Genomic DNA, 21,963 nt, shown 5'->3' on the forward strand with positions numbered 1-21,963 from the left:
GAGAAGCAAGACAAGGCAACGGATTTTGCAGACCTATTCAAGCCTAACTATTAATCCATAACAAAACCACTTCCAGTGGTTCAAGCGTAGCGTTTCAAACCTCCCCCTCTGGGGGAGGTCATGACTTTTTGCCCTGAGGCAAGAAGCTTGGAGACCTGAAGAGGCGCACCGCACGAACCGGCAGCAGTCGCGCCTTCGATCATAGCCCTCGACGGCAGGCACTGATGGAGGAAAAGATAGGATAGTCGGTGCGCTTCCAATAGAGCCAGTTCTCACAATCCTTCTTGGTCTTGAAACAACCGATATCATCAAACTGAATACGGCGCGGCCCGACGGAAAAGAACAGGGTGTCGTCCTCCACTTCCTTGGCGCCAACATGGCGCCCCCACCAGACGCGAGATGCACCGATGGTCTTGGCCAGCATCAGACATTTGGACGGTTTGGGATTGGGACGGACATTCTGGGCATTGCCCGTGGTCACCCTGCTTGCGGACTGTGGCGAGCTGGCGGCCTGCACATAGGCGGACGCGGGCTGGCCATAGACTTCCGGAAGCTCGACCGGGGCGACACTGTTGCTTTCAGGCTGCAACTGTGGCTGTGGGCTGCCGGGTTCTCCACCGGGTTGAAAGGCAAATGCGGTTGCTACGGGCAAGGCACATGCAATCGACAGGCTGGCAACAACAAGAAACGAGGCTGTTCGCTTGCTTTTCATTCTTTTGCTCCTGACGGTGATGATCCTGGAACGAGGGTCGAGGCTGAACTGGCGCCATGCCATTGGCCTCTGAGTAGTGATCGCTGACGAATGCCCGCACTCCTGTATCGCACGAAATTTCCTGCCAAATCGCAAACCAGAATTTATAGAAGCAGCGAAACAGCCTTCGATTAATAAGCATCATCGCTCGGTCACTATCTAGGCCAGCAGTATGTCAAAAGCAGGGCAATCCGTTTCCGGAAACCACAAATAGTGTCTGCAGAAAAGAAAAGACATCTCCACATTGCCTGCCCGACAAAAAAGGGGAAGGCAATGGCCCTCCCCTTTCCTGTCTTGTGATGGAATGATCGTTCAACAAACCATCATTACTTCTTGAACGCGAATTCCCAATAGAGTTCGCGTGCCTTCTTGGCAATCGGGCCATGATCATACTGGCGGTCGTCAAAGGCGAAGATCGGAACAACCTTCGAATAGTTGCCGGTCGAGAACATTTCGTCAGCTTCACGGCAGTCATCAAGCGTCAGGGTACATTCGACAACGGTTTCACCGGCATCGCGCAGCAGCTGGATCGTGCGCTGGCGGGTGATGCCGTTGAGGAAGCTACCGTTCGGAACGGAGGTCTTGACGACGCCGTCCTTGACGATGAAGAAGTTGGCAGTTGCCAGTTCAGCCACGTTGCCCAGCATGTCGCAGACAATGGCGTTGTCGAAGCCCTTGTCGAGCGCTTCCTTGAGGCAGCGGGCGTTGTTGATGTAAAGTCCGGATGCCTTTGCGTTGGTCGGCATGGTCTCAAGGGTCGGGCGGCGGAATTTGGTGGTCGTCACGCGCATACCCTTGTTCGGATCCGGCATCGGTGCATCGAACAGGGTCAGGCAGAAATCGACATCGTCCGGATCAACGTTGATCACGGAAGACAGGCTGCCAACGCCCCAGTAGGTCGGGCGGATATAGACCGCATTGCCACCGAATTTCTGGCAGCCTTCAGCGGCCAGTTCCATGATTTCGCCCACCTTCATGGTCGGCTTCATGGCCAGGGTTTCGCAAGAGCGGTTGATACGGGCACAGTGAAGATCAAGGTCAGGCATGACGCCTTCAAAATAACGGGCTCCGTCAAATACGGTGGACCCCTGCCAGAAAGCGTGCGAGCGCGGCCCCATCATCGGAGGGTTGCCTTCGTGCCATTCGCCTTTGAACCAAGTCCATGTTTGTGAAAATTCTGCCATTTCAAAATTCCTTGCTTTTATTTCCTCTTACGGGCTCCCTTTACCCATACCGGAAAACAGGCACTCTCATATCATTGTCTGATGAGGCAAACTGTCTCAATGCAGTGGGAGCGGATTGAACCGGAACAAGGGGCGGGAGCAGTATGACTGCCAGAGATAGAGGAAACCAATATGAAGCCTCAGGTCAAGCCATTCCTTACTGAGGGCTCAAATAGATGAGGTTCATTCATATAGTCGCCAATACTGCAAAAAGCGATACAAATATTTCAGAAAATCAGTAAATATTTTCCAAAATTCACCGGTTCCTATCCCTGCAAGATACGTTGCATTCTTGCGGGGCTTGTGCAAACTATAATTGCACACTTCATTCGCAATTTTTGCGATACTTCGCGAACTTCATTCGCGGCCTATCCAAGAGACACTTCAAGGAGACTAAAAGCATGGCTGGTTCAGACTCATGCTCGATTTTTGTATTTGACGCTTACGGAACGCTCTTCGATGTGCATGCTGCCGTGCGTCGTTATGCGGATCAACTCGGCCCAAATGCGGCGCATCTTTCCGAGATCTGGCGCTCCAAGCAGCTCGAATACAGCTGGGTTCGCGCCCTGACTGGCCGCTACGTCGATTTCTGGACCCTCACGGAACGTGCCCTTGATTTTGCCTATGAGCGCATTCCCGATGCAGACCGCTCCCTGCGTCAGGCACTGCTTGATGTCTACCACGAAGCTGATGCGTTCGAGGATGTGCGCCCGGTGCTGGAAGAGCTGAAGAACCGCGATGCGCAGCTGGCAATCCTGTCCAACGGCACCGCGAGCATGCTGGAAGCCGCAGTTGCCAAGAATGGCCTCAACGACCTGTTTGACCATATTCTGAGCGCCGATGAGGTTCAGACCTACAAGACCCAATCAGCTGTCTATGATCTGGCCATGACCGCCTTCCGCTGTTTCCCTGAAGCGATTTCCTTCCAGTCGTCCAACCGCTGGGATGTTGCCGGAGCCACCGCTTATGGCTTCCGCACTGTCTGGATCAACCGCACCGGAGATCTGGACGAATATCGGGATCTTTCGCCCGTCGCCCAGTTCAAGGATCTCAAGGGCCTTCTGACCCTCTGATGCAACAAGGCCCTGCCCCCTGTCTCATGCACTTTGTGTCATGCGACGCGGGACAGGGCCATGTCTTGAGCAAAGCCTGATCCTGAGCTTGAGGAAGGAAATCAGATTTCCTTGCCCTGAATGTAAAAGCGCGCATCTCCAGCCAGATGCTCATCGCCATCCTGATAGCCCAGAGCCCGGAAAAGCTCCGGTGATCGGGAGTGGACAAACAGCCCTTCCTCGCCAAATTCCCGCGCCAGATTCTCCGTTTCGGCAACGAGACGCCGGGCAAGGCCCTGCCCTCGATAGGCCGGAGCGACAATCAGGCTGGCAAGCCATGGCCCCAAGTCCGGAAAATCGGGAAAATCATTCTCGATCAGGATACAAAGACCGGCGAGCTCACCATTTTCCGCCAGACACAGGATTGCATCTTCATTGTCTGCCGCAAAGGCCAGACGACGAAAGCCGGCCCGACGCATTTCCAGCGACTCATCGGACCCGTCTCCCCATTCTGCCTCATTGAGGACGGCACAGGCATCGACCATGTGCGGCAGATCGGTGAGTCGGGCGAATTCAAACTGCGGTGCAGCAGGCTCTCTGGTCATATGATTGACCCCTCTTTTGGAATCCACTTGCCAACCTTCGGAGCAACATAGCCTTCCAGCCGTTCGAACAGCCTGTCAATGTCGGTCTCGACGATCAGCATGTCGCGATGCTCCTGCCTGACGAAGGCATCTTCGGCGGTTCTATCGAGAAAACGGATGAGATCGTCATAATATCCGGCGACATTGAACAGGGCAGATGGCTTTTCATGCCAGCCAAGCGAAGCCCAGGTCCACATCTCGAACAGCTCGTCCATGGTCCCGATGCCGCCCGGAATGGAAATGAAGCCATCAGAGAGCTGTTCCATCATCGCCTTGCGTTCATGCATGCTCTCGACCAGATGCAGCTCGGTGAGGCCCTTGTGGTCGATTTCCTTGGCTTTTAGCGCGTTGGGGAGAATGCCGATGACCCGCCCGCCTTCGGCAAGGGCTGCATCGGCGCAGGCTCCCATCAGCCCCGCGGACGATCCGCCATAGACCAGGCCATAGCCGCGCCGGGCAATTTCAGTCGACAAAGCAATGGCAGCGTCTTCAAATTCTTTCCGGCGCCCCCAACTTGAGCCGCAGAAAATGCACAAATTTTTCATCTGATTCACTCGTATGAAAAGCGCCACCCCCGTTCGGAGCAAGGCGCCTTGTAAAAAGTCTGACGAGAGTATCGGCGATTCGCTACTTAATGACGACAGCCGTTCCAGAGGCAGCAACCATCAGCATCGATCCCCTGTCGCCAACAGTTTCGTAGTCGACATCAACACCGATAATGGCGTTTGCGCCGAGGCGCTGCGCATATTGCGTCATTTCATCAACCGCAATCTCTCTTGCGCGCTGCAACTCCGACTCATAGGCACCAGACCGCCCGCCAACGATATCGCGGATACCGGCAAAGAAGTCCTTGAAAACATTGGCTCCGAGAATAGCCTCACCATTCACGAGGCCCTTGTACTCAACAATGGCGTGGCCTTCAACATTGGGGGTGGTGGTAATAAGCATGATGGTCTTTCCTATGGTTTCAGCACTCTCAAAGAGGTAGGCCGTTGCGCGCAATAGTCAAGAACAACAAATGAATTGAGGGGCAAGCCAGCAGGCTCACCCCTCTTTTCTTTTGCTCTCTCATGGTCTTGGCTTTTACCGGTTGTCCTCTATTGCAGGCAACAGGCTCTGTTCATCACCATCACGGCTCAATGAGCCCGCAATATCCCGAACCGTTCCTGCATGAATTTCGGTGCGGCCAACCCCAGAACCAGCCACCGGCCGAGCGGTATCTTGAGGATGAACCAGCTCAGGATGATCGGTCCAAGCAGCCCAGCGGCAAGGAAAACAACGAAGCCAAAATGGATATCCGGCGCGGGAAGCAGTTTGCGCCAGACCATTTCCGATGCACCGGTAAAGAAGATATGGAACAGGTAAATCGCGTAGGATTTATCGCCGACCCACGCCAGAAGATTCATCCGCGGCGCAAGGACGAACAGGCAAAAGGCAGTCAAAATGCCCACAGGCACACAAATAGCGCGGCGAGTGGCCGTCTCGAAACCGTTGCCGCCGTCTACCATTGTCCACCCCAGGCCGACGAAGCCGCCGATCAGGAGAGCCGCCAGCGCCTTGTGACCAAGCTTTACCCTTGAGGCATATACCTCAGCCACCTGACCGAACAGATAGCCAGACATAAAGAAGGGCATCAGATAGAAGACCTTCTGAATGGATATGAACTGCGTGACATAGGGGAACTGGAAAATATGGATATACGCCCCTAGCACACCGAGCCCGATCGCATTCATGTTGGCAATGCTTTGATATTCGCGCGGGTCGGCCTTTCGCATGGCAAAGAAGTTCACCAGCAGGAAGAGCGACATCATGAGAAAAGTCGACTGCAGATACCAATAGACATTGTAGGGGGAGAAATAGACCATATAGAGCGGCTCGCTCTCGATCCCAATCAGCGCGCGGGAAAGCCAGCAGAGTGAGCCAACGGTCAGCAGCGGCAACAGCAGCCTGCGGGCCTTTTTGCCAATAAGCCGGTGAAAACTGCTTCCGGTTCTCGGAAACGAAAAGAAGACAATCCCCGAAATGAAGCTGAAAAGCGGCATGCGCATATCCGTGAAGGAATGCATTAACCTGTACAGCCAATCGTTGACCCCAAGAGCCATCCCCTGGTCAGGCTCTCCTCCCACGACATGAAAGGCGACGAGCGCAATACATGCGATGCCCCGAATGGTGTCGACGGTGAGATCTCTCTTGGTGTTGAGCGAGAAAAACGCGCTCTTGGTGAAGTGAAACATGGTTTCCGCTTTACTAAAGGTTGTACTTAACAAAACGTTACTTCACGGCCTCTTCTTTTAAAATGCGATGCATATTGCAAGAGTGCACTTTCGAAGAACAGGGTTAACCAAGGTGGTTAATCTGCACCGGTTTCTTTCTGCCCAGACACAAAAAAAGAGGCTGCCGGTTGGGCAGCCTCTCAATTTCTTCAGTTGGGCGTCTATGCCCCGGTCAGCTTACTCAGCAGCGTCCTTGGTGTAACCAAGGCGTTTGTTGAGCTGGTTGATCAGGTCGATCGCTGCGTCGGCAATAACCGTTCCGGGAGGATAGATGGCAGAAGCACCCGCGGCATAGAGCGCTTCATAATCCTGCGGAGGAATAACACCACCAGCAACGATCATGATGTCCGGACGACCTTCAGCGGCCAGCACGTCACGCAGGGCGGGAACGAGGGTCAGGTGACCAGCTGCCAGCGAAGAGGCAGCAACCACATGCACGTCGTTTTCGACAGCCTGACGGCCAGCTTCTTCCGGGGTCTGGAAGAGAGGTCCGATATCAACGTCGAAGCCAAGGTCAGCGAAGCCGGAAGCGATAACCTTCTGACCACGGTCATGACCGTCCTGGCCCATTTTGGCGATGAGGATACGAGGACGACGACCGTCGTTTGCCTCGAACTCGTCAACCAGTTTCTGGACTTTCTGAACCACGTCAGACATGGCACCAACCTCTTTGCGGTAGACACCGGAGATGGACTTGATTTCGGCGCGATGGCGACCGTAGACCTTTTCCAGTGCGTAGCTGATTTCACCGACAGTGGCTTTAACGCGCGCTGCCTTGACGGAGAGGTCAAGCAGGTTGCCGTTGCCCTGTTCGGCGGCATTGGTCAGAGCTTCAAGAGCTGCATCAACTTCGGTCTGGTCGCGTTCTGCTCTCAGGCGAGCCAGTTTGTCGAGCTGCTGCTGACGAACTGCGGTGTTGTCAACCTGCAGCACATCGATGTCTTCCTTGAAGTCAGGCTTGTATTTGTTCACGCCAACAACGGTCTGGGAACCGCCGTCGATGCGAGCCTGGGTCTTCGCAGCAGCTTCTTCAATGCGCAGCTTCGGAATGCCGGCTTCGATGGCTTTTGCCATGCCGCCAAGGCTTTCGACTTCCTTGATGTGAGCAAGAGCTTTTTCAGCCAGCTCAGCGGTGAGTTTCTCAACATAGTGAGAACCGCCCCATGGGTCGATAACTTTGGTGGTCGCACTTTCCTGCTGCAGGAACAGCTGGGTGTTACGAGCGATGCGGGCAGAGAAGTCGGTCGGCAGAGCCAGCGCTTCGTCAAGAGCGTTGGTATGCAGGGACTGGGTATGCCCTTGCGTTGCCCCCATGGCTTCGATCGCGGTCCGTCCGATGTTGTTGTAAACATCCTGAGCGGTGAGCGACCAGCCAGAAGTCTGGGAGTGGGTACGCAGGGAATAGGACTTCGGATTCTTCGGATTGAACTTTTCCTTGACCAGTTTGGCCCAGACCAGACGGGCTGCGCGCATCTTGGCAACTTCCATGAAGAAGTTCATGCCGATCGACCAGAAGAAGGACAGGCGCGGAGCAAATGCATCCACATCCAGACCGGTTTCCACACCAGCTGCAATATATTCAAGACCATCGGCGATCGTATAGGCCAGCTCAAGGTCGGCCGTCGCACCAGCTTCCTGCATGTGGTAGCCGGAGATCGAGATGGAGTTGAATTTCGGCATGTTCTGGGACGTATAGGCAAAGATGTCCGAGATGATGCGCATGGAAGGATGCGGAGGATAGATGTAGGTGTTGCGGACCATGAACTCTTTCAGAATGTCGTTCTGAATGGTACCGGCCAGCAGATCCTGGCTAACGCCCTGCTCTTCCGCAGCAATGATGTAAAGAGCCATGACAGGCAGAACAGCGCCGTTCATGGTCATGGACACAGACATCTTGTCGAGCGGAATGCCGTCGAACAGGGTGCGCATGTCATAGATGCTGTCGATCGCCACACCGGCCATGCCAACGTCACCGACTACGCGTGGGTGGTCGGAATCGTAACCGCGGTGGGTTGCAAGGTCGAACGCGATGGACAGACCCTTCTGACCGGCAGCAAGGTTGCGGCGGTAGAAGGCGTTGGAGTCTTCAGCGGTGGAGAAACCGGCATACTGACGGATCGTCCATGGGCGCTGTGCATACATGGTCGGATACGGGCCACGCACGAACGGGGCCAGACCCGGCCAGCTGTTGAGGAAATCATACTTGGAGATTTCGCTCTCGGCATAGGCGTCTTTAACGTCGATACCTTCCGGCGTGTGCCAGAGGGCATCGCCGGCGGTCACCGAAGGGCTGGCCGCCTTGAATGCTATGTCGGCAAAGTTAGGGATCTTGCTCATTCTTCAAATTCCTTATGCTTATGCCTTGGCGACCGGGGCAATGCCCAGAGCGTCATGAATTTTGTTGAGTTCGGCGAGCACGTCGCAGCTTTCGAAGGCGAAAGCATCAACACCGGCGGCAGAAAGTGCCTCCATGATCTCTTTCGGACGACCTGCAACATAGACCATCTTCGCGCCAGCTTCCTTGAGAGCCTTGGCAAACTCGGTGCCCTTTTCTTCATACAGGGCGTCGGGGCCTACGATGGCTGCAATGGCTGCACCGGATGCCTTGAAGTCGGCAGCGGCTTCAGCAGCTTCGGCATAGCCCTTGTCGGACAGAGACCGGATGCCGCCAGCTTCGAAGAAGTTCTTCGTCCAGGTTGCACGTGCCGTGAAGTCGGCGATGCGGCCCATGTTGGCAAAGAAGATCGGCGGGTTGCCAGCAGCCTTGGCTGCGTCACGCAGAGCTTCATATGGCTCGGAGAGACGGACAGCCTTCAGTGGTGTGCAGCTTTCGCCAGCAGCCGGAACGGCCAGAGCGATCGGAGCCACGTCAAGCACGGCAACGTCTTTTTCGTCGATGTTCGGGAATGCGGAAGCACCGGTCAGAGCAGCACGGCGGGTTGCAAGAAGCTTGCCGCGTACTTCGTTCGACTTGGCGATCACATCAGCGAACAGACCAGCCTTGAGAGCAGCAACTGCACCACCAGCCTTTTCAGCGTCCTGGAACAGAGCCCATGCCTTGGCGCCGGTTTCGTCGGTCAGGCTTTCAACATAGCCCGAACCCGCTGCAGGGTCGGTGACGCGATAGAGGTTTGATTCCTCCAGCAGCATCGTCTGCAGGTTGCGAGAAATGCGACGGTCATGAGCCCCAGGCAGGCCAAGAGCGATGGTATGCGGAACGACGCAGATGCTGTCAGCACCGCCAACACCGGCAGCAAAGCAGGCAGTGGTTTCGCGCAGAATGTTCACATACGGGTCAAGGCGGGTCATCATCGCCCAGGAGGTTTCTGCATGAACCGTCAGAGGCACGAAGTCAACGCCAGCAGCTTCGAGCAGGTTTGCCCAGAGATGACGGATCGCACGCATTTTGGCCAGAGAAGCAAACTGGTCAGCTTCTACGGACAGAACCACATCGATCATGCCAAGGGCTTCGGCAGCTTCAAAACCGGCGTCTTCCAGCGCACGCCAGTAGGCGACGATGGTTGCCACAACGGCGCCCAGTTCCTGAGCATCGGTTGCACCGGCATCGTGATAAGGGCGGCCATCAGCGGTAACGAACGGACCCTTGAAGCCTTTGGCTTTCAGATCCTTGATCGTGCCTGCAAGGGTAGCAGCCCAATCGGCAGGCAGCGCACCGGTGCTTGCAAAGCAACCAATCGGGTCGAGACCGAAAGAAACCTTTACAGAGGCAGCATCTGCCCCCTTGTCGGCGACCACACCCGCGAAAGCCTTTGCTGCAGCATCACCAGCAGCACCGGTTTCCAGACGGAATGCGATGAGGTCAACGACGACCTCGTTCAACGCCTTTGCCAAAACTTCCTTGTCTGCTGCGAGGCCAAAGCCCCTTGCAGACGCGCTACCGGCGAACGGAATGCAAACCATGTTGACGCCGTTCACAAGGTCGTTCAACACCTGCTCGTTTGCCTTGGCAGCATCAGGATGATCCATCCGCTGGCAAACTGCCCATGTCGTATCCTTGGGACGCATTGCCAAAGGCGCTTTTCCAACGGCCCGTTCGAAAATCGGAGGGATTTCCGCACCGTCTACTGTTTTCGTTGTGAGGCGAGAAATAGGCTGGCCCTTGAGCGCCTTTTCAACCATCGCGGCCCAGTCCTCACGGGAATAGCCTGGAAATGTCTCGGCTATCCTCAACGCTTCGCTCATCATATTCACTCCCAATTATAGAAGGCCCAATTCGAATGGGCGGAGAGCCCACCCATCAAGCCTTCAAATCGTCTTATTAAGTGCATCACTTCCTTTTCGATATGCTGATACACTTCACTTGTTTTGCATCTGATCGCAAGGATATACACTTTGCTTTGCCATTCTTTGTCCTATCTCATTATCCTAAGCCAATATTTAAACTGGTTTTCTGACATGGGACTTTCTCAGGACATATTTCTGCATCGACATCGAGAATGTCACGGTGCATGCATTAATGTGGTCTGAGAGCTCATGAACAGTTCGGAAAAATGACTAGTCCGGAAGAATGATGAAGAAAGTGCAGCTAAGTCACTTCATTGCTTAGACTAAAGCCTAAAGCCCCCTCTTCGCAAGCTCTCCGAATGGCGCGGTTGATCGAAAAGGGATAAATGTGGGTGTTTTCATCCATCATCGTCCACAAGGCCACTGCCCGGCGTCCACATATCGAGGTGACCGGCAACATATGCATGGCTGCCCCTATCGAGAATCATACACTCATGAACTGCCGTCAAGGCATTACGTACAGATTCCGGCCTCCATGTCCCCTATAGGAGCGCCCTTGGGGAAATTTTACCTAACAAATGTCACCGTTTGCGAAAAAATGACAATGACAAACGTGTCTCGTTACTTTTTCCCTTGCCGAGAATTGTACAATAGTCCAAAATCTAGAGTGGGTCTAAGTGGGAAAGCGACGGTTGTTCGTTTCAGTTCATTCTGAAACGGCATTCTGTTGCGACAATTTTTGTCCGTCAGGCATCACTGTTGTCTGGCATCGTAGCAACAACAAACACGCAGTTACTATCCATGACTGATTCCCATTGGGGGCTCGCAGACAAGGCTATTGCCGTGTCTCAACCAGCCAAAAATCCCGATTCCTTTTTTGAAAACGTCGTCTCCCGTTTCAGATCTTTTGGTGCAGAACATATTCTCATCACGGGCCTTCCGCTGCCTGGCCGAGATCTGGGTAAGCTGGTGCTGTATCAACACTGGGGTGATTCCATCTTGTCCAGCGCGCATCTTGCGCAGGTTCGCGGCAGCGATGCCTTGTTGCGCCGGATCGCCGTTCTTTCCAAGCCGACCTACTGGAACCTTGATGACAAGGACAACAGTTGGATCCGGGAGTCTTCTCTTATCGGTCTTCTGCAGAGAAGCGGTTCCAGCCCCCGCTCCTATCGGTCTCTGATCGGCATTCACGTGCATCACTTCAATGTCATGCAGGTTGCCATTTGTGTGGCCGGGCAGGAGTTGAACGTGTCGGAAAGGGAACTGACCTCGCTGTCAACGACCATCCAGCATGAACTGGCCGAGATGCAGTCGGTTCATCCGATCCTTGCCAGCCGCCCGGGAGAGCTTTCGACGCGCGAGAAGCTCGTTCTGAGCATGACGGCTGAAGGCAAGACCGCAGGCGACATTGCCGAGGAGCTGCACATTTCCCAGAGGACCGTTCACGCTCATCTGCAGAACGCTTCGGAAAAAATGCAGGCTGCCAACAAGACGCAAACGGTAGTCGAAGCCATGCGCTATGGACAAATTCAGCTGCGCTGACAATCGCAGGTGACAGGAAGACACTCTTTTTCGGGCCGATTGACATCCAAACCAAAAAACGTCGGTGTGAAGAATTGTGGTAATCGGAACAGTCTTTTGTTCCGTTTCAAATGAGCCAAAACAGCCACGGACAGAAACAATTGTAATCAATTGTAGCAAGCCTCGCTTTCGATACATTGGAATACTTTAAAAGTGGGGTTTAACAATCCTGTTTTGCGCTCACTCATGCTTGCCGTTCCCAGCGGGCTGATAAGCTGACCTCAGCTTTCATTCCAAAGGGAGAAACCAGCATGAGATTTGTTACCGCAGCAGCAGTCGTCGCCACACTGGCCCTGACGTCATCCGCCCTTGCCTTTGGCAACGGCTATGGCATGAGGCAGGGCTTTTGGGGGCAAGGTCAATCTGGCCAGAGCATGGGAGGCGGAGGACATGGCCGCTGGATGATGCAGCAACAGGCTGGTGCCACTACCCAAACAGGCGCTCAATTAGCCGCCCCCCGGCAGACGTGGGGGCCCGGTGGAGGACGTGGACGTGGCATGGGGCAAGGCATGGGGCAAGGTATTGGCTTGGGAATGGGGTTAGGCATGGCTCCGTCAACCACTCAGGGGGGACCTGCCGCAGAAGCCAGTCAGCCAGCAGCACAACCGGGCTTCGGACGCGGCAATCGCACGGGTGACCCTGTCTTTGTCGGCAGTTGGGATGGTGACGAAGACGGTGTCGTGACCCTCAAGGAAGCACAGGAGCGCCGTGGCGACTATTTTGACTCGCTCGATGAAAACGAGGATGGGGTGATCGTGGCCGCCGAATTCACGGAATTCCTCAACAACACCCGGATGCCCCCGGCAGAAGCAACCAACGGCCAGCGTGGACTGTTCGGCATGACCCTTGACTTCAATGATGCCAACCGGGACGGCAAGGTCGACCGGGAGGAATTCCTCGCCCAGACAGCGCGCTGGCTGAATGGCATGGATCGCAATGGCGATGGCAAGGTCTCGAATGATGACTTCGGTCCCCGCCAAGCTCAGATGGGCCGGGGGATGGGCCGGGGGATGGGCACGCGCTGGATGCAACAACAGAGCTGACCGCTCCACACAGATGGCATGGCCCGCACATGAGGACCCGATGCGGTTCTGTGCTGACAGACCAGAGAAAGTCCCAGCCTTCCCCAAGCCATTACCACATTACAAAAAAGCCAGCGACGGCTTCGCTGGCTTTTGCTTTTGATACGACAACAAAGGGAAACGCACTCTGCATGATCAACGGCTGCACAGAGCCAAATTGATCGCAATCACAGCATTCGAGGGTTAGCCTCCGTTCAGCCCCCCCTAGCGTCTTGCGTCTTGCGTCTCTGTTTCCTTGTCCGGTTTCCGGTTTGACCCCTAGAGCTTGTCGTTCATTTGCATTCACTTGACTTGCTCTATCTATTTGTTTGGGCGCGAATTCCTTTCGTTAAATCGTGGTCGATTTAACGGAACGCGCGCTAGTAGGTCATCATCGGAGGCAATTCCTTGGCCTGCGCCACCCAATCTTCCACATTGCTCTGAGCCGGAACCTGACGCACAAGCTTCTTCTCGGCGTTGGCATCCCGCATGGCGACGGTCAGGTTGGCTGCGTTACGGTTGCGCAGTTCCTTGACGGTATCGACACCAGCCGCTTCCAGAAGCTCGGAATACTCCTCGCCGACGCCATTGATGCGCATCAGATCAGCCATATTGGCCCATTTCAGAATACGGGCATGATCGATACCCGTCTTTTCTTCCAGTTCCTTGCGGCCCGCAGGGTCCTTGGCTTTTTCGAGATAGCTTTTCGTATTGGTAATGCCAACCTCCTTGAGCTTTGCTGCATAGGTTGGTCCGATACCTTCAATTTTCGCGATTGGGTAAGAAGTCATGTTTTGCCTCCACATAATTCTTGTAAGTGATTGAGCCTTTGTCCCCCGACAAACGCGCACATAAATCCTGAAAAGATCGGTTGCGAGCATAGGGCATAACCACACACAATAGAGTGTAGTAAAAAGGCAATGTTCGCAACTATTGCTTTAATGCAGTCACAAGATCTGGCTAAGGGCCGGAACAGAATTGACCACATCATCCACAAGGCTCTCGTCTGCATTTTCTTTCGCAGCGGAAATGAGTTCTGTGGCAACGGTTTGAACTTCCCCCATGCTGAGGCCTTCGCTGGTCAACTGGTTGAGAGCAGCCATGGCACCGCCGATACCGCCCATGCCCCCCATTGCGCCCATCAGGCCACCGAGCAATCCGCCGCCACTGTTGCCGGCTTCAGCTGCCTGATCCATCAGTTTCTGTGCGCCCAGGGCATTCACCAGCATGTTCATCTTGTCTTCCGGTGCTTCCTTGGCCAGAAAATTGAGAATGATCTTGACGGCTGTCATGGCCAGATCCTCAGAAATGCCCGCTGCCGATGCAATCCGCGCAATGATTTGTTCCATAATGGTCTCCCGAATAAAGCGTGTTGGCCTTGTAATGCGTTTGAATAGTGTCATAGCAGGCAAGAGCAGGAAAAAGCTATCCCGGATATCGCTGCCTTTGCCCCAGCCAGCATGACAGACTGAAAAGCTTCGATAATTGTCGCTATTTGAGCCTATCCGGTTGCAGCCTTTCGCCATCCAACGTAAAAAGAATCCAGAAGGCCGGATCCTGTTTGCGCAAGAGAATTATAGGTTTGCACATGAACCTTTGGTGAATGGAACCTTTGGTGAATGGATCCTGCCTTATCGGGGCGCGGCTATTGCAATTTGATCAATCCGTCCGGCTTTAGGCTGCCAAGCCTTGCCTGACGAGGGAAAACAGGATCCGGGGGCATCATGTTACAAGACGGGAAAGTCTATCTCGGCACGTCTTTTCTGACCAACAAAGACGGCACGCAGTCCAGTCAGGAGGAATATCTTGACCTTGCGCTGGCCAACCGGCATGGCCTGATCACCGGCGCAACCGGAACCGGCAAGACCGTTTCGCTGCAGATCCTGACGGAAGGCTTCTCCAATGCCGGGGTGCCGGTGTTCTGTGCCGACGTCAAAGGCGATCTTTCCGGTCTGGCGGCGGAAGGGGAGCCGAAGGACTTCCTGTTCAAACGCGCTGAACAGATCGGCCTTGGCGATGACTATTCCTTTGCCGCCGTGCCGACCATTTTCTGGGACCTGTTTGGCCAACAGGGCCACCCGGTGCGCACAACGATCAGCGACATGGGACCGCTTCTGCTGTCGCGCCTGCTCGGGCTCAATGACACGCAGGAAGGCATTCTCAATATTGCCTTCAAGCTGGCCGATGACGAAGGACTGCTGCTGCTTGATCTCAAGGATCTGCGCGCCCTTCTGGTGAACATGGAAGAGCGGCGCAAGGAACTGTCCGCCGCCTATGGCAATATTTCCACCACCTCGATCGGCGCCATTCAGCGCGATCTGCTGGTACTCGAGCAGCAGGGCGCTGACCAGTTCTTCGGCGAGACCGCACTCGATATCCTCGACATGATGCGCACCACCCGCGACGGACGCGGCGTTGTGTCCATTCTGGCCGCCGACAAACTGATGCAGTCCCCTCGCCTCTATGCCACCTTCCTCTTGTGGCTGCTGTCGGAACTTTTCGAGGAACTGCCGGAAGTGGGCGACCGCGACAAGCCGCGGCTTGTCTTCTTCTTTGATGAGGCTCACCTGCTGTTCGAGGATGCCCCCAAGATCCTCGTGGACAAGGTGGAACAAGTCGTCAAGCTCATCCGCTCCAAGGGCGTGGGCGTCTATTTCGTCACGCAGAACCCGCTTGATGTCCCTGACGACGTGCTGTCCCAGTTGGGCAACCGGGTGCAACATGCCTTGCGCGCCTATACCCCAAGGGACCAGAAAGCCGTCAAGGTGGCCGCGGATACCTTCCGGCCCAATCCGGGGCTTGATACCCGTCAGGTCATCATGGAATTGGGGGTCGGCGAAGCGCTGGTCTCCACGCTGATGAAAAAAGGCGTGCCCTCTATGGTACAGCGGACACTCATCCGGCCGCCAAGCTCGCGCATCGGGCCGCTGTCGGTTGCCGAGCGCGAGGCCATCATCAACGAAAGCCCGCTCCTTGGTGTCTATGACAAGGTTGTCGACAGGGAGAGCGCTTATGAAGTGCTGCTCAAACGGGCAGAAGACAAGGCAATGCGGGAAGAGATGCAGCGCGAGGAAGAGGATCGCCAGCGCGAAGAAACCGGGCGCATGAAGAAGGGCCGTACCGGCTTCACCCTGCCCGACTTCGACCGCGATGACCGCCCGACCACCAAGGCACGGCGCAGCACCGGCGCACGCAGGTCGAACCGGCAGACAGTGGCAGAAGCGGCTCTCAAATCAGCAGCACGTTCCGTTGCCTCTTCGCTTGGACGAGCACTGGTTCGCGGCATTCTTGGCAGCCTTAAAAGCGGTCGCTAGGAAGATTATTCTTTTGGCGCAAGTCTTCGTTAACCCCCACTTATGCAAAAGCTTGAATTTTTAGTAGTTGCAAGGGATTGTTAGGGAAATTGGGCCATTCCTTGAGGAGTGGCCCATTTTGTACGTCCATGAGGACTAAGGGTCAAATGCAAGACTTGCAGGAGCGGACAACTGGGGGTTCGCAGACTGCACAACAAACAAGAAAAGAATAAGTGAGGCCAGCATTGTCGCGTCGCTTGATACCAGTCAAAAATCTGTCTGTCATGATCCTTGCCCCAAGACGCCACGACCGTCAGCTATGGGCAAACCTGCTCAAGAATTGTGACATCGAGCATCCGCTTTCCATGTCAGACATAGAACAGGCCACGTCGATCGTCGGCGCGGGCCAGATCGACGTCGTGTTCGTTGATGAGAGCTATGGCCCCCACGATATTGCCAACATCCTCATTCCCGCCCGTCAGATCGAGTTTTCCGGCGGACGTGGCGTGTGTCTCATTCTCTGCTCAAAGAAGGCCACCGCACAAGACGTGCTGAATGCACGCAAGCTCGGCTTTGCTTCGCTGGTGATCCTGCCAGCCTCGATTGATACCGTGCGCAAGCATCTGGAACTCGCCGCCCGCTATATCCCGCTTTCCGACGAAGAACTGGGATGGTCGAAACCGAAGATCAAGGCCTTGCAGGAAGAACGGGCGGAAGCCAAACGCCAGCTTGCCCAGTCGGCAACGGGTCAGAATGGCAACGGTACAGCGGGTCCGTCTGATCAGGACAGCGCCACCCCTTCCCGGTCTGCACCGACCACTGTAGTCGGCGACATCAATACGCCTGACCAGTCGACGGCCCAAAGCGATGAGCGTGGGCAACAACGTGCCACAAATCATCCATCCGGCGCAGGCACTGGTGTTGCGGCAGCCTCAGCTCAGAATGGCCCTTCTGCCGGCCGTTCATCTTCTGCAACAGGGATCCAGTCAGATCCCGGCTCGTTCGAACCACACAAGGCAAAGGGGCCAGAAACCCCGCTTCTGCGGCCCCGCAACAACCGCAATTCCGACATGGACAATGACATGCCCTCCTTGATGGCTCCAGGGCGGTCCGGTCGCTCGGCAGAGGAAGAGGTCGTCTTCCTCTGAGCGCTTCCCGACTTGTTTCAACACCCCCGATAGCGCCTGCCCCTTTCTCGACCAGTTAGGGGGGATCATATGTGAAAGTTCCCCGGCAAGGCTGGCGCCCCATGGCCGAAGCTGATAGCGTCTGGCTATCAGCATGACGCATCGGCGCATGCTTCTTCCGATCCGACTCTTCCGATCCGACAAGGGTATTTCATGACAAAGCTTGATTCTGTTCTGGCGCAAATTGACGCCAACTTCGACGATTCCCTCAAACGTCTTTTCACATTCGTTGGGTTCAAATCCGTTTCCACCGACCCCGCCTACAAGGACGAGTGCAAGAAAGCCGCCGAGTGGCTTGCCAATGAACTGAACGGGATCGGGATCGACGCAAAGGCGCACGAAACCATTGGCCATCCGATGGTCATGGGCCATGACAGCGACACCTCTGAAAAGCCCGGCCCGAACGTCCTGTTCTACGGTCACTATGACGTGCAGCCAGTCGATCCTGTGGAGCTGTGGGACGATGATCCCTTCACTGCCAAGATTTTCGAAAAAGACGGCGTGAAAATGATCTTCGGTCGCGGCTCTTCCGACGACAAGGGGCAGGTGCTGACCTTCGTTGAAGCATGCCGCGCCTACAAGGAAGTGCATGGCGCGCTGCCGATCAATGTCTCCATTCTGGTGGAAGGCGAGGAAGAAAGCGCTTCGCCGAGTCTGTTGCCATTCCTCAACAAGCACAAGGAAGAGCTGTCCAAGGATCTGGCTCTGGTCTGCGACACCACCATGTGGGATGCAGATACTCCGGCGATCACCACCATGTTGCGCGGACTGATGGCACAGGAAGTCGTCATCACGGCGGCCAATCGCGATCTGCACTCCGGTGCCTACGGCGGCCCGGCTGCCAACCCGGTGCGGATTCTGGCCAAGGTGCTGGCAGACATCCACGACGACAACGGCCGCGTGACCATTCCGGGCTTTTATGACGGCGTCGAAGAGTTGACACCAGAGATGAAGGCCCAGTGGGATGCCCTGCCCTATGATGCGGAAGGCTTCCTTGCCGAGGTTGGCCTTTCTATCCCAGCCGGGGAAACCGGCTACAGCGTCTATGAGCAGCTCAACGCCCGTCCGACCTGCGAATTCAACGGCATCATCGGCGGTTACACTGGCGAAGGCTTCAAGACCGTCATCGCGTCCAAGGCCTCTGCCAAGATCTCCTGCCGTCTGGTTGGCAAGCAGGATCCGGAAGCCATCCGCGCCAACATGCAGGCCTTTATCCGGGCACGCGTCCCGGCTGACTGCATGGTTGAATTCATCGATCATGGTGACGCACCCGGCCACAGTCTGTCTCCCGACTTCCCGCCGCTCAAAAAAGGCGCTCAGGCGCTCAAGGACGAATGGGGCAAGGAAACCATTCTCTCCGGCATGGGTGGTTCCATTCCCATCGTTGGCGAATTCAAGGAAATCCTTGGCATGGATTCGATGATGATCGGTTACGCTCTGGAGAATGACAACATCCATTCGCCGAACGAGAAATACAATCTGGAGAGCTACCACCGGGGCATCCGTTCCTGGGCACGCGTACTGGCCGCTCTCGCCGAGGAATAGGCGATCATCATCGCCCGATATCTGACAGTTCGTCTGGCCGGATCCGCAAGAGTCCGGCCAGACGCTTTTTGTGCGGGAAGGACTGCCTGTCCTTCTATCCGGGCCATGCTCTTGCCTCACTTAGGCCCTTTTGTCGGTTCAGTATTCTGCTTCGTTCAGGAGCAGGCCAGAGCGGGAAAGTTATCATCCTCGCAAGCGCCTGAGTGAAGATGTGTGAGCGTTTAAATGGCTGCTTTTAAGCTGGAAAACCCGACCAACGCTGCCTGTTAGACGATTTGGTCAAAGATATACACTTTTGCCACCATATCTTCGGTGTTAGGCTTCGCCGCAATTGGGAGGGGTGAAGGTTATTTGGAAGCACTGACTGGCCTTGCCATCCGAATCTGCTATGCATTCATCTTGTTGATCTGTCGATCATCTGTCGAGCGCGGTCAGCTGCGCTTGTTCCTCTGTCTACATCGGTTTATTTGATGCACACCAATTTGCTTAAGTCCGTTTTGCGTTTTCTTCCGGGTCTTGCCGTTCTCGCCACCGTTGCCGGATGCAGCGTTCCCATGGGGTCGATTGCAGATTCCAATGGCGCTCCACCGCCAAGAGCCGTTCTGGCCATCACTGACGCAGGCGTCAGCGGTCTGACACCCGAGACGGGATACGGTCCGAAGGCCATCGGAGCAGCCTTGCCGGGTTTCACCATCGAGACCATCCAGACAGCGGGTGAAAACGACACGCAGTGGACCTATGCGGCCTTCCGTGACGGTTTGCAGATGGTGCAGATTTTCAAGGGAACCGATGGCAAGATCGGCGTGGTCCATGGCGTTGGTGATGCCGTGGCCGGACCGAATGGCGAACGACTGGGCATGACCTTTGCCCAAGTGCGCCTGCCACGCCGCGCCTGTCGGGTCGGCAAGAATCTCTGGCGAGGCATGGCCATCTGCAAGGCAGCCAACACCGAGAAGGTTTCGCTCGTCTTTGCGATTTCCGAGTATCGTGGGCCGTTTGACCAGCTGCCTTCGCCCTCTGAACTGCAACAGGCAACACTGCAAAGAATTCTCTGGACGCCGTGAGCCGTTTCAAGTCATTGTTTTGTTGCCTGTAACGGGCAAACATGTCCAGGACCACATGACGATGCGCGAGTCTGCAGTTGTCATGAACCGGGGATGACCTTGAGGGTTCCCGCCTTCACTCTGTGATTTGTTAGAAGAGTATCCGAAATGACAATGCAAACTGGCAGGCCTCGCCTCATTTGCCTTGAAAACAGCCGCAGGATCAGCCGCTCGACCGCGCGGTTGCTCATTCTGACGTCTGCCTGTCTTGTCGCTTCGAATGCCTTTTCCCAGCAGTTTCTGACGCAGGGCACCCCTATCGCCAACGTTCCGGTGATCTACAGTCCTTCGGGCAACACGACCCCCTGGCTGCTGAACTCCGACATTCATGCGACCCCGGCCCAGATCAAGGTTACCGGATCCTCCACGCCCGCCACAATCGTTGCCTCGGGCGCCCCGAGCGAAGACAGCAAGCCAAGCGCGGTGGAGATCATCGTCCCCGGCGCGACGAGCATGCCGCCTTCGATGACAAGCCCGCTGCTGCCCAATGTTCCGTCCTCGCTCAGTGAGGACAAGGTGAAGGTGCCGGCACAGACCGGCACTCCGACCATTGGAGCGCCCATTGCGCTGCCCGCCCCGATGGCCATCCCGGACGCCCCGGTTTCGGTGCCAGAGGTGCCCGCGACCGATCCAGAGCCTGCGGCACCGAAGAATGCAGCCCTTGAGGGCAAGGCCGCCTCCGATCTTGAAGAGAGCGCCCGGTCCGGGCCAGCCCTTCGCAAGAGTTTCTCGGCGCTTTTCACCCAGCAGCGGCCGTTCCTGCTCTATTCACAGGATGCCTCCATCACCTATCTAATGCCGAATGCTCTGGTGGATCATCCCAAACTGAGCCGCTATTTGCGCGACATCCTAGAAGAGCGCGCTCTGCAACAGTGGCAGTCCCAGCGGCAGGCCCCTCAGGCAGCGGCAGCGGCAACAACTCCCGCTTCGGCCCCGACGGCCGCAACTCCGGCAACAGAGGCCGCCGCACCATTGGCAAGTGCCCCTTCGACGGAGAAGGCAGCCGCAACACCCGAGCCCGATCGCATTGCCCTCACGGATCCCGATCTGCTTGAGGAACGTCCGGCGCTTGTCATCACGGGAAGAGTGGAAGATCGCTTCTATTCCCCGACCTTCACATCTCTCTATCTTGAAGAGATCAAGAGTGTCGACGGCCAGAAGCGCCCGACCCAGATCCTGAGTTTCAATTTCGACAACACGACAGACAGCGCATTCGGCCTGCAGGATCTGTTTCTTGCCAAGGACGAGAAGGAACTGGCAGGAACGATTGAGCTGATCGACGCCTATATCCAGACTGATATCGTGAGGCAGAAATCCATCCGCCTTGGCACGCTGGTGCGCCCGGATCAGGACGCCTGGCTCAAGGACCTCAAGCCAAGTCTGGCGCTGCTGCAGAATTTCACGCTGGTGCCTTCACGCGAGGCCAGCAAGATCGCAGGTCTGTCTTTCCACTTCAACCCCGGTCTGCTGGGTGCTGAAGCCGATGGGCAGTATGATGTCTATGTCCCCGCGGCCATTTTCAGCGCAGCCCTGTCGCCACGGTTTGCCGAACATTTCGGCGGTGAGGCTCTGCGGGTCAGCCGCCACAATGCCAAGGGCTTCTCAACTGCCAGTGTCAATGTCGAAGGCCTGCGGTCCGGTGATGAACTTGGCGGCGACATGCTGATCGAAGGCGAAGTTCCGGGCAACTGGTGCAACGGCTTCCATATCACGCTGTCCGACAGGGAAAACAGCCAGATCATCACCGAGGGTGTGGTCAAGCTGCTGCCCGATCTGCCAACCTATGGCCTTGCCAGCAACATGATGCGCTTCCGGGCGGAGCTGTCTGTTTCGGGGGACGGAGAAAAACCGGGTTCTCTTGTGTTCGAACCCTATGCGGTGGAAGTTAAGGACGATCATGTGCTGCTGCAGAAGAACAGTGCCTGCGATCCTGTAAAGCCCATTTCCATGCCAGACCCCTTGCGGGATCTGATCACCATCGATGTAAACTACTGACAAAGGATGA

Annotated in this window: 18 protein-coding genes; 8 read left to right on the forward strand and 10 right to left on the reverse strand. The window is 55.8% G+C overall.

Annotated elements, in window-relative coordinates:
* Positions 1–199: 199 nt before the first annotated feature.
* Positions 200–712 (reverse strand): hypothetical protein, encoded by a 513-nt coding sequence (locus DSL70_RS20635; protein ID WP_119309878.1) that lies wholly within the window; start codon positions 710–712, stop codon positions 200–202.
* Positions 713–1,077: 365 nt separating this feature from the next.
* Positions 1,078–1,935, reverse strand: coding sequence for a branched-chain amino acid aminotransferase (locus tag DSL70_RS20640; RefSeq protein WP_119309879.1), 858 nt, complete (start codon positions 1,933–1,935; stop codon positions 1,078–1,080).
* A gap of 440 nt (positions 1,936–2,375) precedes the next feature.
* Here DSL70_RS20640 and DSL70_RS20645 point away from each other — a divergent pair, with 440 nt between their 5' ends.
* Entirely contained in the window at positions 2,376–3,047 is a 672-nt protein-coding gene (locus DSL70_RS20645) for a haloacid dehalogenase type II (protein ID WP_119309880.1), read from the forward strand.
* A 101-nt stretch (positions 3,048–3,148) separates the two neighbouring features.
* Here DSL70_RS20645 and DSL70_RS20650 read toward each other — a convergent pair whose 3' ends face one another.
* The 6 genes from DSL70_RS20650 to DSL70_RS20675 form a co-directional block, all read right to left on the reverse strand.
* Positions 3,149–3,631 carry a GNAT family N-acetyltransferase gene (locus tag DSL70_RS20650; RefSeq protein WP_119309881.1) on the reverse strand — a complete coding sequence of 161 codons (483 nt, stop codon included), beginning with the start codon at positions 3,629–3,631 and terminating at the stop codon, positions 3,149–3,151.
* Positions 3,628–4,215: an LOG family protein gene (locus tag DSL70_RS20655; protein ID WP_119309882.1), complete on the reverse strand. Its 588-nt coding sequence runs from the start codon at positions 4,213–4,215 to the stop codon at positions 3,628–3,630. The genes DSL70_RS20650 and DSL70_RS20655 overlap by 4 nt, the downstream gene beginning before the upstream one ends.
* An 82-nt stretch (positions 4,216–4,297) precedes the next feature.
* On the reverse strand, positions 4,298–4,618 hold the full coding sequence (locus DSL70_RS20660; RefSeq protein WP_119309883.1) for a heavy metal-binding domain-containing protein: 321 nt from the start codon (positions 4,616–4,618) through the stop codon (positions 4,298–4,300).
* A 188-nt stretch (positions 4,619–4,806) separates the two neighbouring features.
* A complete protein-coding gene (locus tag DSL70_RS20665) occupies positions 4,807–5,904 on the reverse strand; it encodes an acyltransferase family protein (RefSeq protein ID WP_119309884.1) in 1,098 nt (365 codons plus the stop codon).
* 216 nt (positions 5,905–6,120) lie between these two features.
* On the reverse strand, positions 6,121–8,280 hold the full coding sequence (scpA, locus tag DSL70_RS20670; protein ID WP_119309885.1) for a methylmalonyl-CoA mutase: 2,160 nt from the start codon (positions 8,278–8,280) through the stop codon (positions 6,121–6,123).
* Positions 8,281–8,298: 18 nt separating this feature from the next.
* A complete protein-coding gene (locus DSL70_RS20675; protein ID WP_162916960.1) occupies positions 8,299–10,146 on the reverse strand; it encodes a methylmalonyl-CoA mutase subunit beta in 1,848 nt (615 codons plus the stop codon).
* A 1,041-nt stretch (positions 10,147–11,187) separates the two neighbouring features.
* On the opposite strand from DSL70_RS20675, the gene DSL70_RS20680 reads away from it, so the two are divergent.
* Both DSL70_RS20680 and DSL70_RS20685 read left to right on the forward strand, forming a co-directional pair.
* Positions 11,188–11,730 carry a helix-turn-helix transcriptional regulator gene (locus DSL70_RS20680; RefSeq protein WP_162916961.1) on the forward strand — a complete coding sequence of 181 codons (543 nt, stop codon included), beginning with the start codon at positions 11,188–11,190 and terminating at the stop codon, positions 11,728–11,730.
* 290 nt (positions 11,731–12,020) lie between these two features.
* Positions 12,021–12,812 (forward strand): EF-hand domain-containing protein, encoded by a 792-nt coding sequence (locus tag DSL70_RS20685; protein WP_162916962.1) that lies wholly within the window; start codon positions 12,021–12,023, stop codon positions 12,810–12,812.
* Between the two features lie 398 nt (positions 12,813–13,210).
* Here the strand turns inward: DSL70_RS20685 and DSL70_RS20690 are convergent, their stop codons facing one another.
* Together DSL70_RS20690 and DSL70_RS20695 are read right to left on the reverse strand one after the other, a co-directional pair.
* On the reverse strand, positions 13,211–13,621 hold the full coding sequence (locus tag DSL70_RS20690) for a DUF4332 domain-containing protein (RefSeq protein ID WP_119309889.1): 411 nt from the start codon (positions 13,619–13,621) through the stop codon (positions 13,211–13,213).
* Positions 13,622–13,777: 156 nt separating this feature from the next.
* Complete coding sequence (locus DSL70_RS20695) at positions 13,778–14,179, reverse strand: DUF2267 domain-containing protein (protein ID WP_119309890.1); 402 nt, start codon at positions 14,177–14,179, stop codon at positions 13,778–13,780.
* Between the two features lie 375 nt (positions 14,180–14,554).
* Between DSL70_RS20695 and DSL70_RS20700 the strand changes: the two genes are divergently transcribed.
* The 5 genes from DSL70_RS20700 to DSL70_RS20720 all read left to right on the forward strand — a co-directional run bounded on the left by DSL70_RS20700 (position 14,555) and on the right by DSL70_RS20720 (position 21,953).
* Positions 14,555–16,144, forward strand: coding sequence for a helicase HerA-like domain-containing protein (locus tag DSL70_RS20700; protein WP_119309891.1), 1,590 nt, complete (start codon positions 14,555–14,557; stop codon positions 16,142–16,144).
* Between the two features lie 263 nt (positions 16,145–16,407).
* Positions 16,408–17,271, forward strand: a complete 864-nt coding sequence (locus DSL70_RS20705) for a hypothetical protein (protein WP_119309892.1) — start codon at positions 16,408–16,410, stop codon at positions 17,269–17,271.
* 192 nt (positions 17,272–17,463) lie between these two features.
* On the forward strand, positions 17,464–18,855 hold the full coding sequence (locus DSL70_RS20710; protein ID WP_119309893.1) for a dipeptidase: 1,392 nt from the start codon (positions 17,464–17,466) through the stop codon (positions 18,853–18,855).
* Positions 18,856–19,409: 554 nt separating this feature from the next.
* A complete protein-coding gene (locus DSL70_RS20715; RefSeq protein WP_205563437.1) occupies positions 19,410–19,919 on the forward strand; it encodes a DUF1131 family protein in 510 nt (169 codons plus the stop codon).
* Between the two features lie 147 nt (positions 19,920–20,066).
* Positions 20,067–21,953, forward strand: a complete 1,887-nt coding sequence (locus DSL70_RS20720) for a hypothetical protein (RefSeq protein ID WP_162916963.1) — start codon at positions 20,067–20,069, stop codon at positions 21,951–21,953.
* Positions 21,954–21,963: the final 10 nt, after the last annotated feature.

The organism is Cohaesibacter haloalkalitolerans (genome assembly GCF_003574655.1).
In the GTDB taxonomy this organism is placed as follows: domain Bacteria; phylum Pseudomonadota; class Alphaproteobacteria; order Rhizobiales; family Cohaesibacteraceae; genus Cohaesibacter; species Cohaesibacter haloalkalitolerans.

Coding starts and splice junctions, on each gene's coding strand:
- DSL70_RS20635 (WP_119309878.1), bottom strand. CDS start 712: ATGAAAAGCAAGCGAACAGCCTCGTTTCTTGTTGTTGCCAGCCTGTCG.
- DSL70_RS20640 (WP_119309879.1), bottom strand. CDS start 1,935: ATGGCAGAATTTTCACAAACATGGACTTGGTTCAAAGGCGAATGGCAC.
- DSL70_RS20645 (WP_119309880.1), top strand. CDS start 2,376: ATGGCTGGTTCAGACTCATGCTCGATTTTTGTATTTGACGCTTACGGA.
- DSL70_RS20650 (WP_119309881.1), bottom strand. CDS start 3,631: ATGACCAGAGAGCCTGCTGCACCGCAGTTTGAATTCGCCCGACTCACC.
- DSL70_RS20655 (WP_119309882.1), bottom strand. CDS start 4,215: ATGAAAAATTTGTGCATTTTCTGCGGCTCAAGTTGGGGGCGCCGGAAA.
- DSL70_RS20660 (WP_119309883.1), bottom strand. CDS start 4,618: ATGCTTATTACCACCACCCCCAATGTTGAAGGCCACGCCATTGTTGAG.
- DSL70_RS20665 (WP_119309884.1), bottom strand. CDS start 5,904: ATGTTTCACTTCACCAAGAGCGCGTTTTTCTCGCTCAACACCAAGAGA.
- scpA (WP_119309885.1), bottom strand. CDS start 8,280: ATGAGCAAGATCCCTAACTTTGCCGACATAGCATTCAAGGCGGCCAGC.
- DSL70_RS20675 (WP_162916960.1), bottom strand. CDS start 10,146: ATGAGCGAAGCGTTGAGGATAGCCGAGACATTTCCAGGCTATTCCCGT.
- DSL70_RS20685 (WP_162916962.1), top strand. CDS start 12,021: ATGAGATTTGTTACCGCAGCAGCAGTCGTCGCCACACTGGCCCTGACG.
- DSL70_RS20690 (WP_119309889.1), bottom strand. CDS start 13,621: ATGACTTCTTACCCAATCGCGAAAATTGAAGGTATCGGACCAACCTAT.
- DSL70_RS20695 (WP_119309890.1), bottom strand. CDS start 14,179: ATGGAACAAATCATTGCGCGGATTGCATCGGCAGCGGGCATTTCTGAG.
- DSL70_RS20700 (WP_119309891.1), top strand. CDS start 14,555: ATGTTACAAGACGGGAAAGTCTATCTCGGCACGTCTTTTCTGACCAAC.
- DSL70_RS20705 (WP_119309892.1), top strand. CDS start 16,408: ATGATCCTTGCCCCAAGACGCCACGACCGTCAGCTATGGGCAAACCTG.
- DSL70_RS20710 (WP_119309893.1), top strand. CDS start 17,464: ATGACAAAGCTTGATTCTGTTCTGGCGCAAATTGACGCCAACTTCGAC.
- DSL70_RS20715 (WP_205563437.1), top strand. CDS start 19,410: ATGGGGTCGATTGCAGATTCCAATGGCGCTCCACCGCCAAGAGCCGTT.
- DSL70_RS20720 (WP_162916963.1), top strand. CDS start 20,067: ATGACAATGCAAACTGGCAGGCCTCGCCTCATTTGCCTTGAAAACAGC.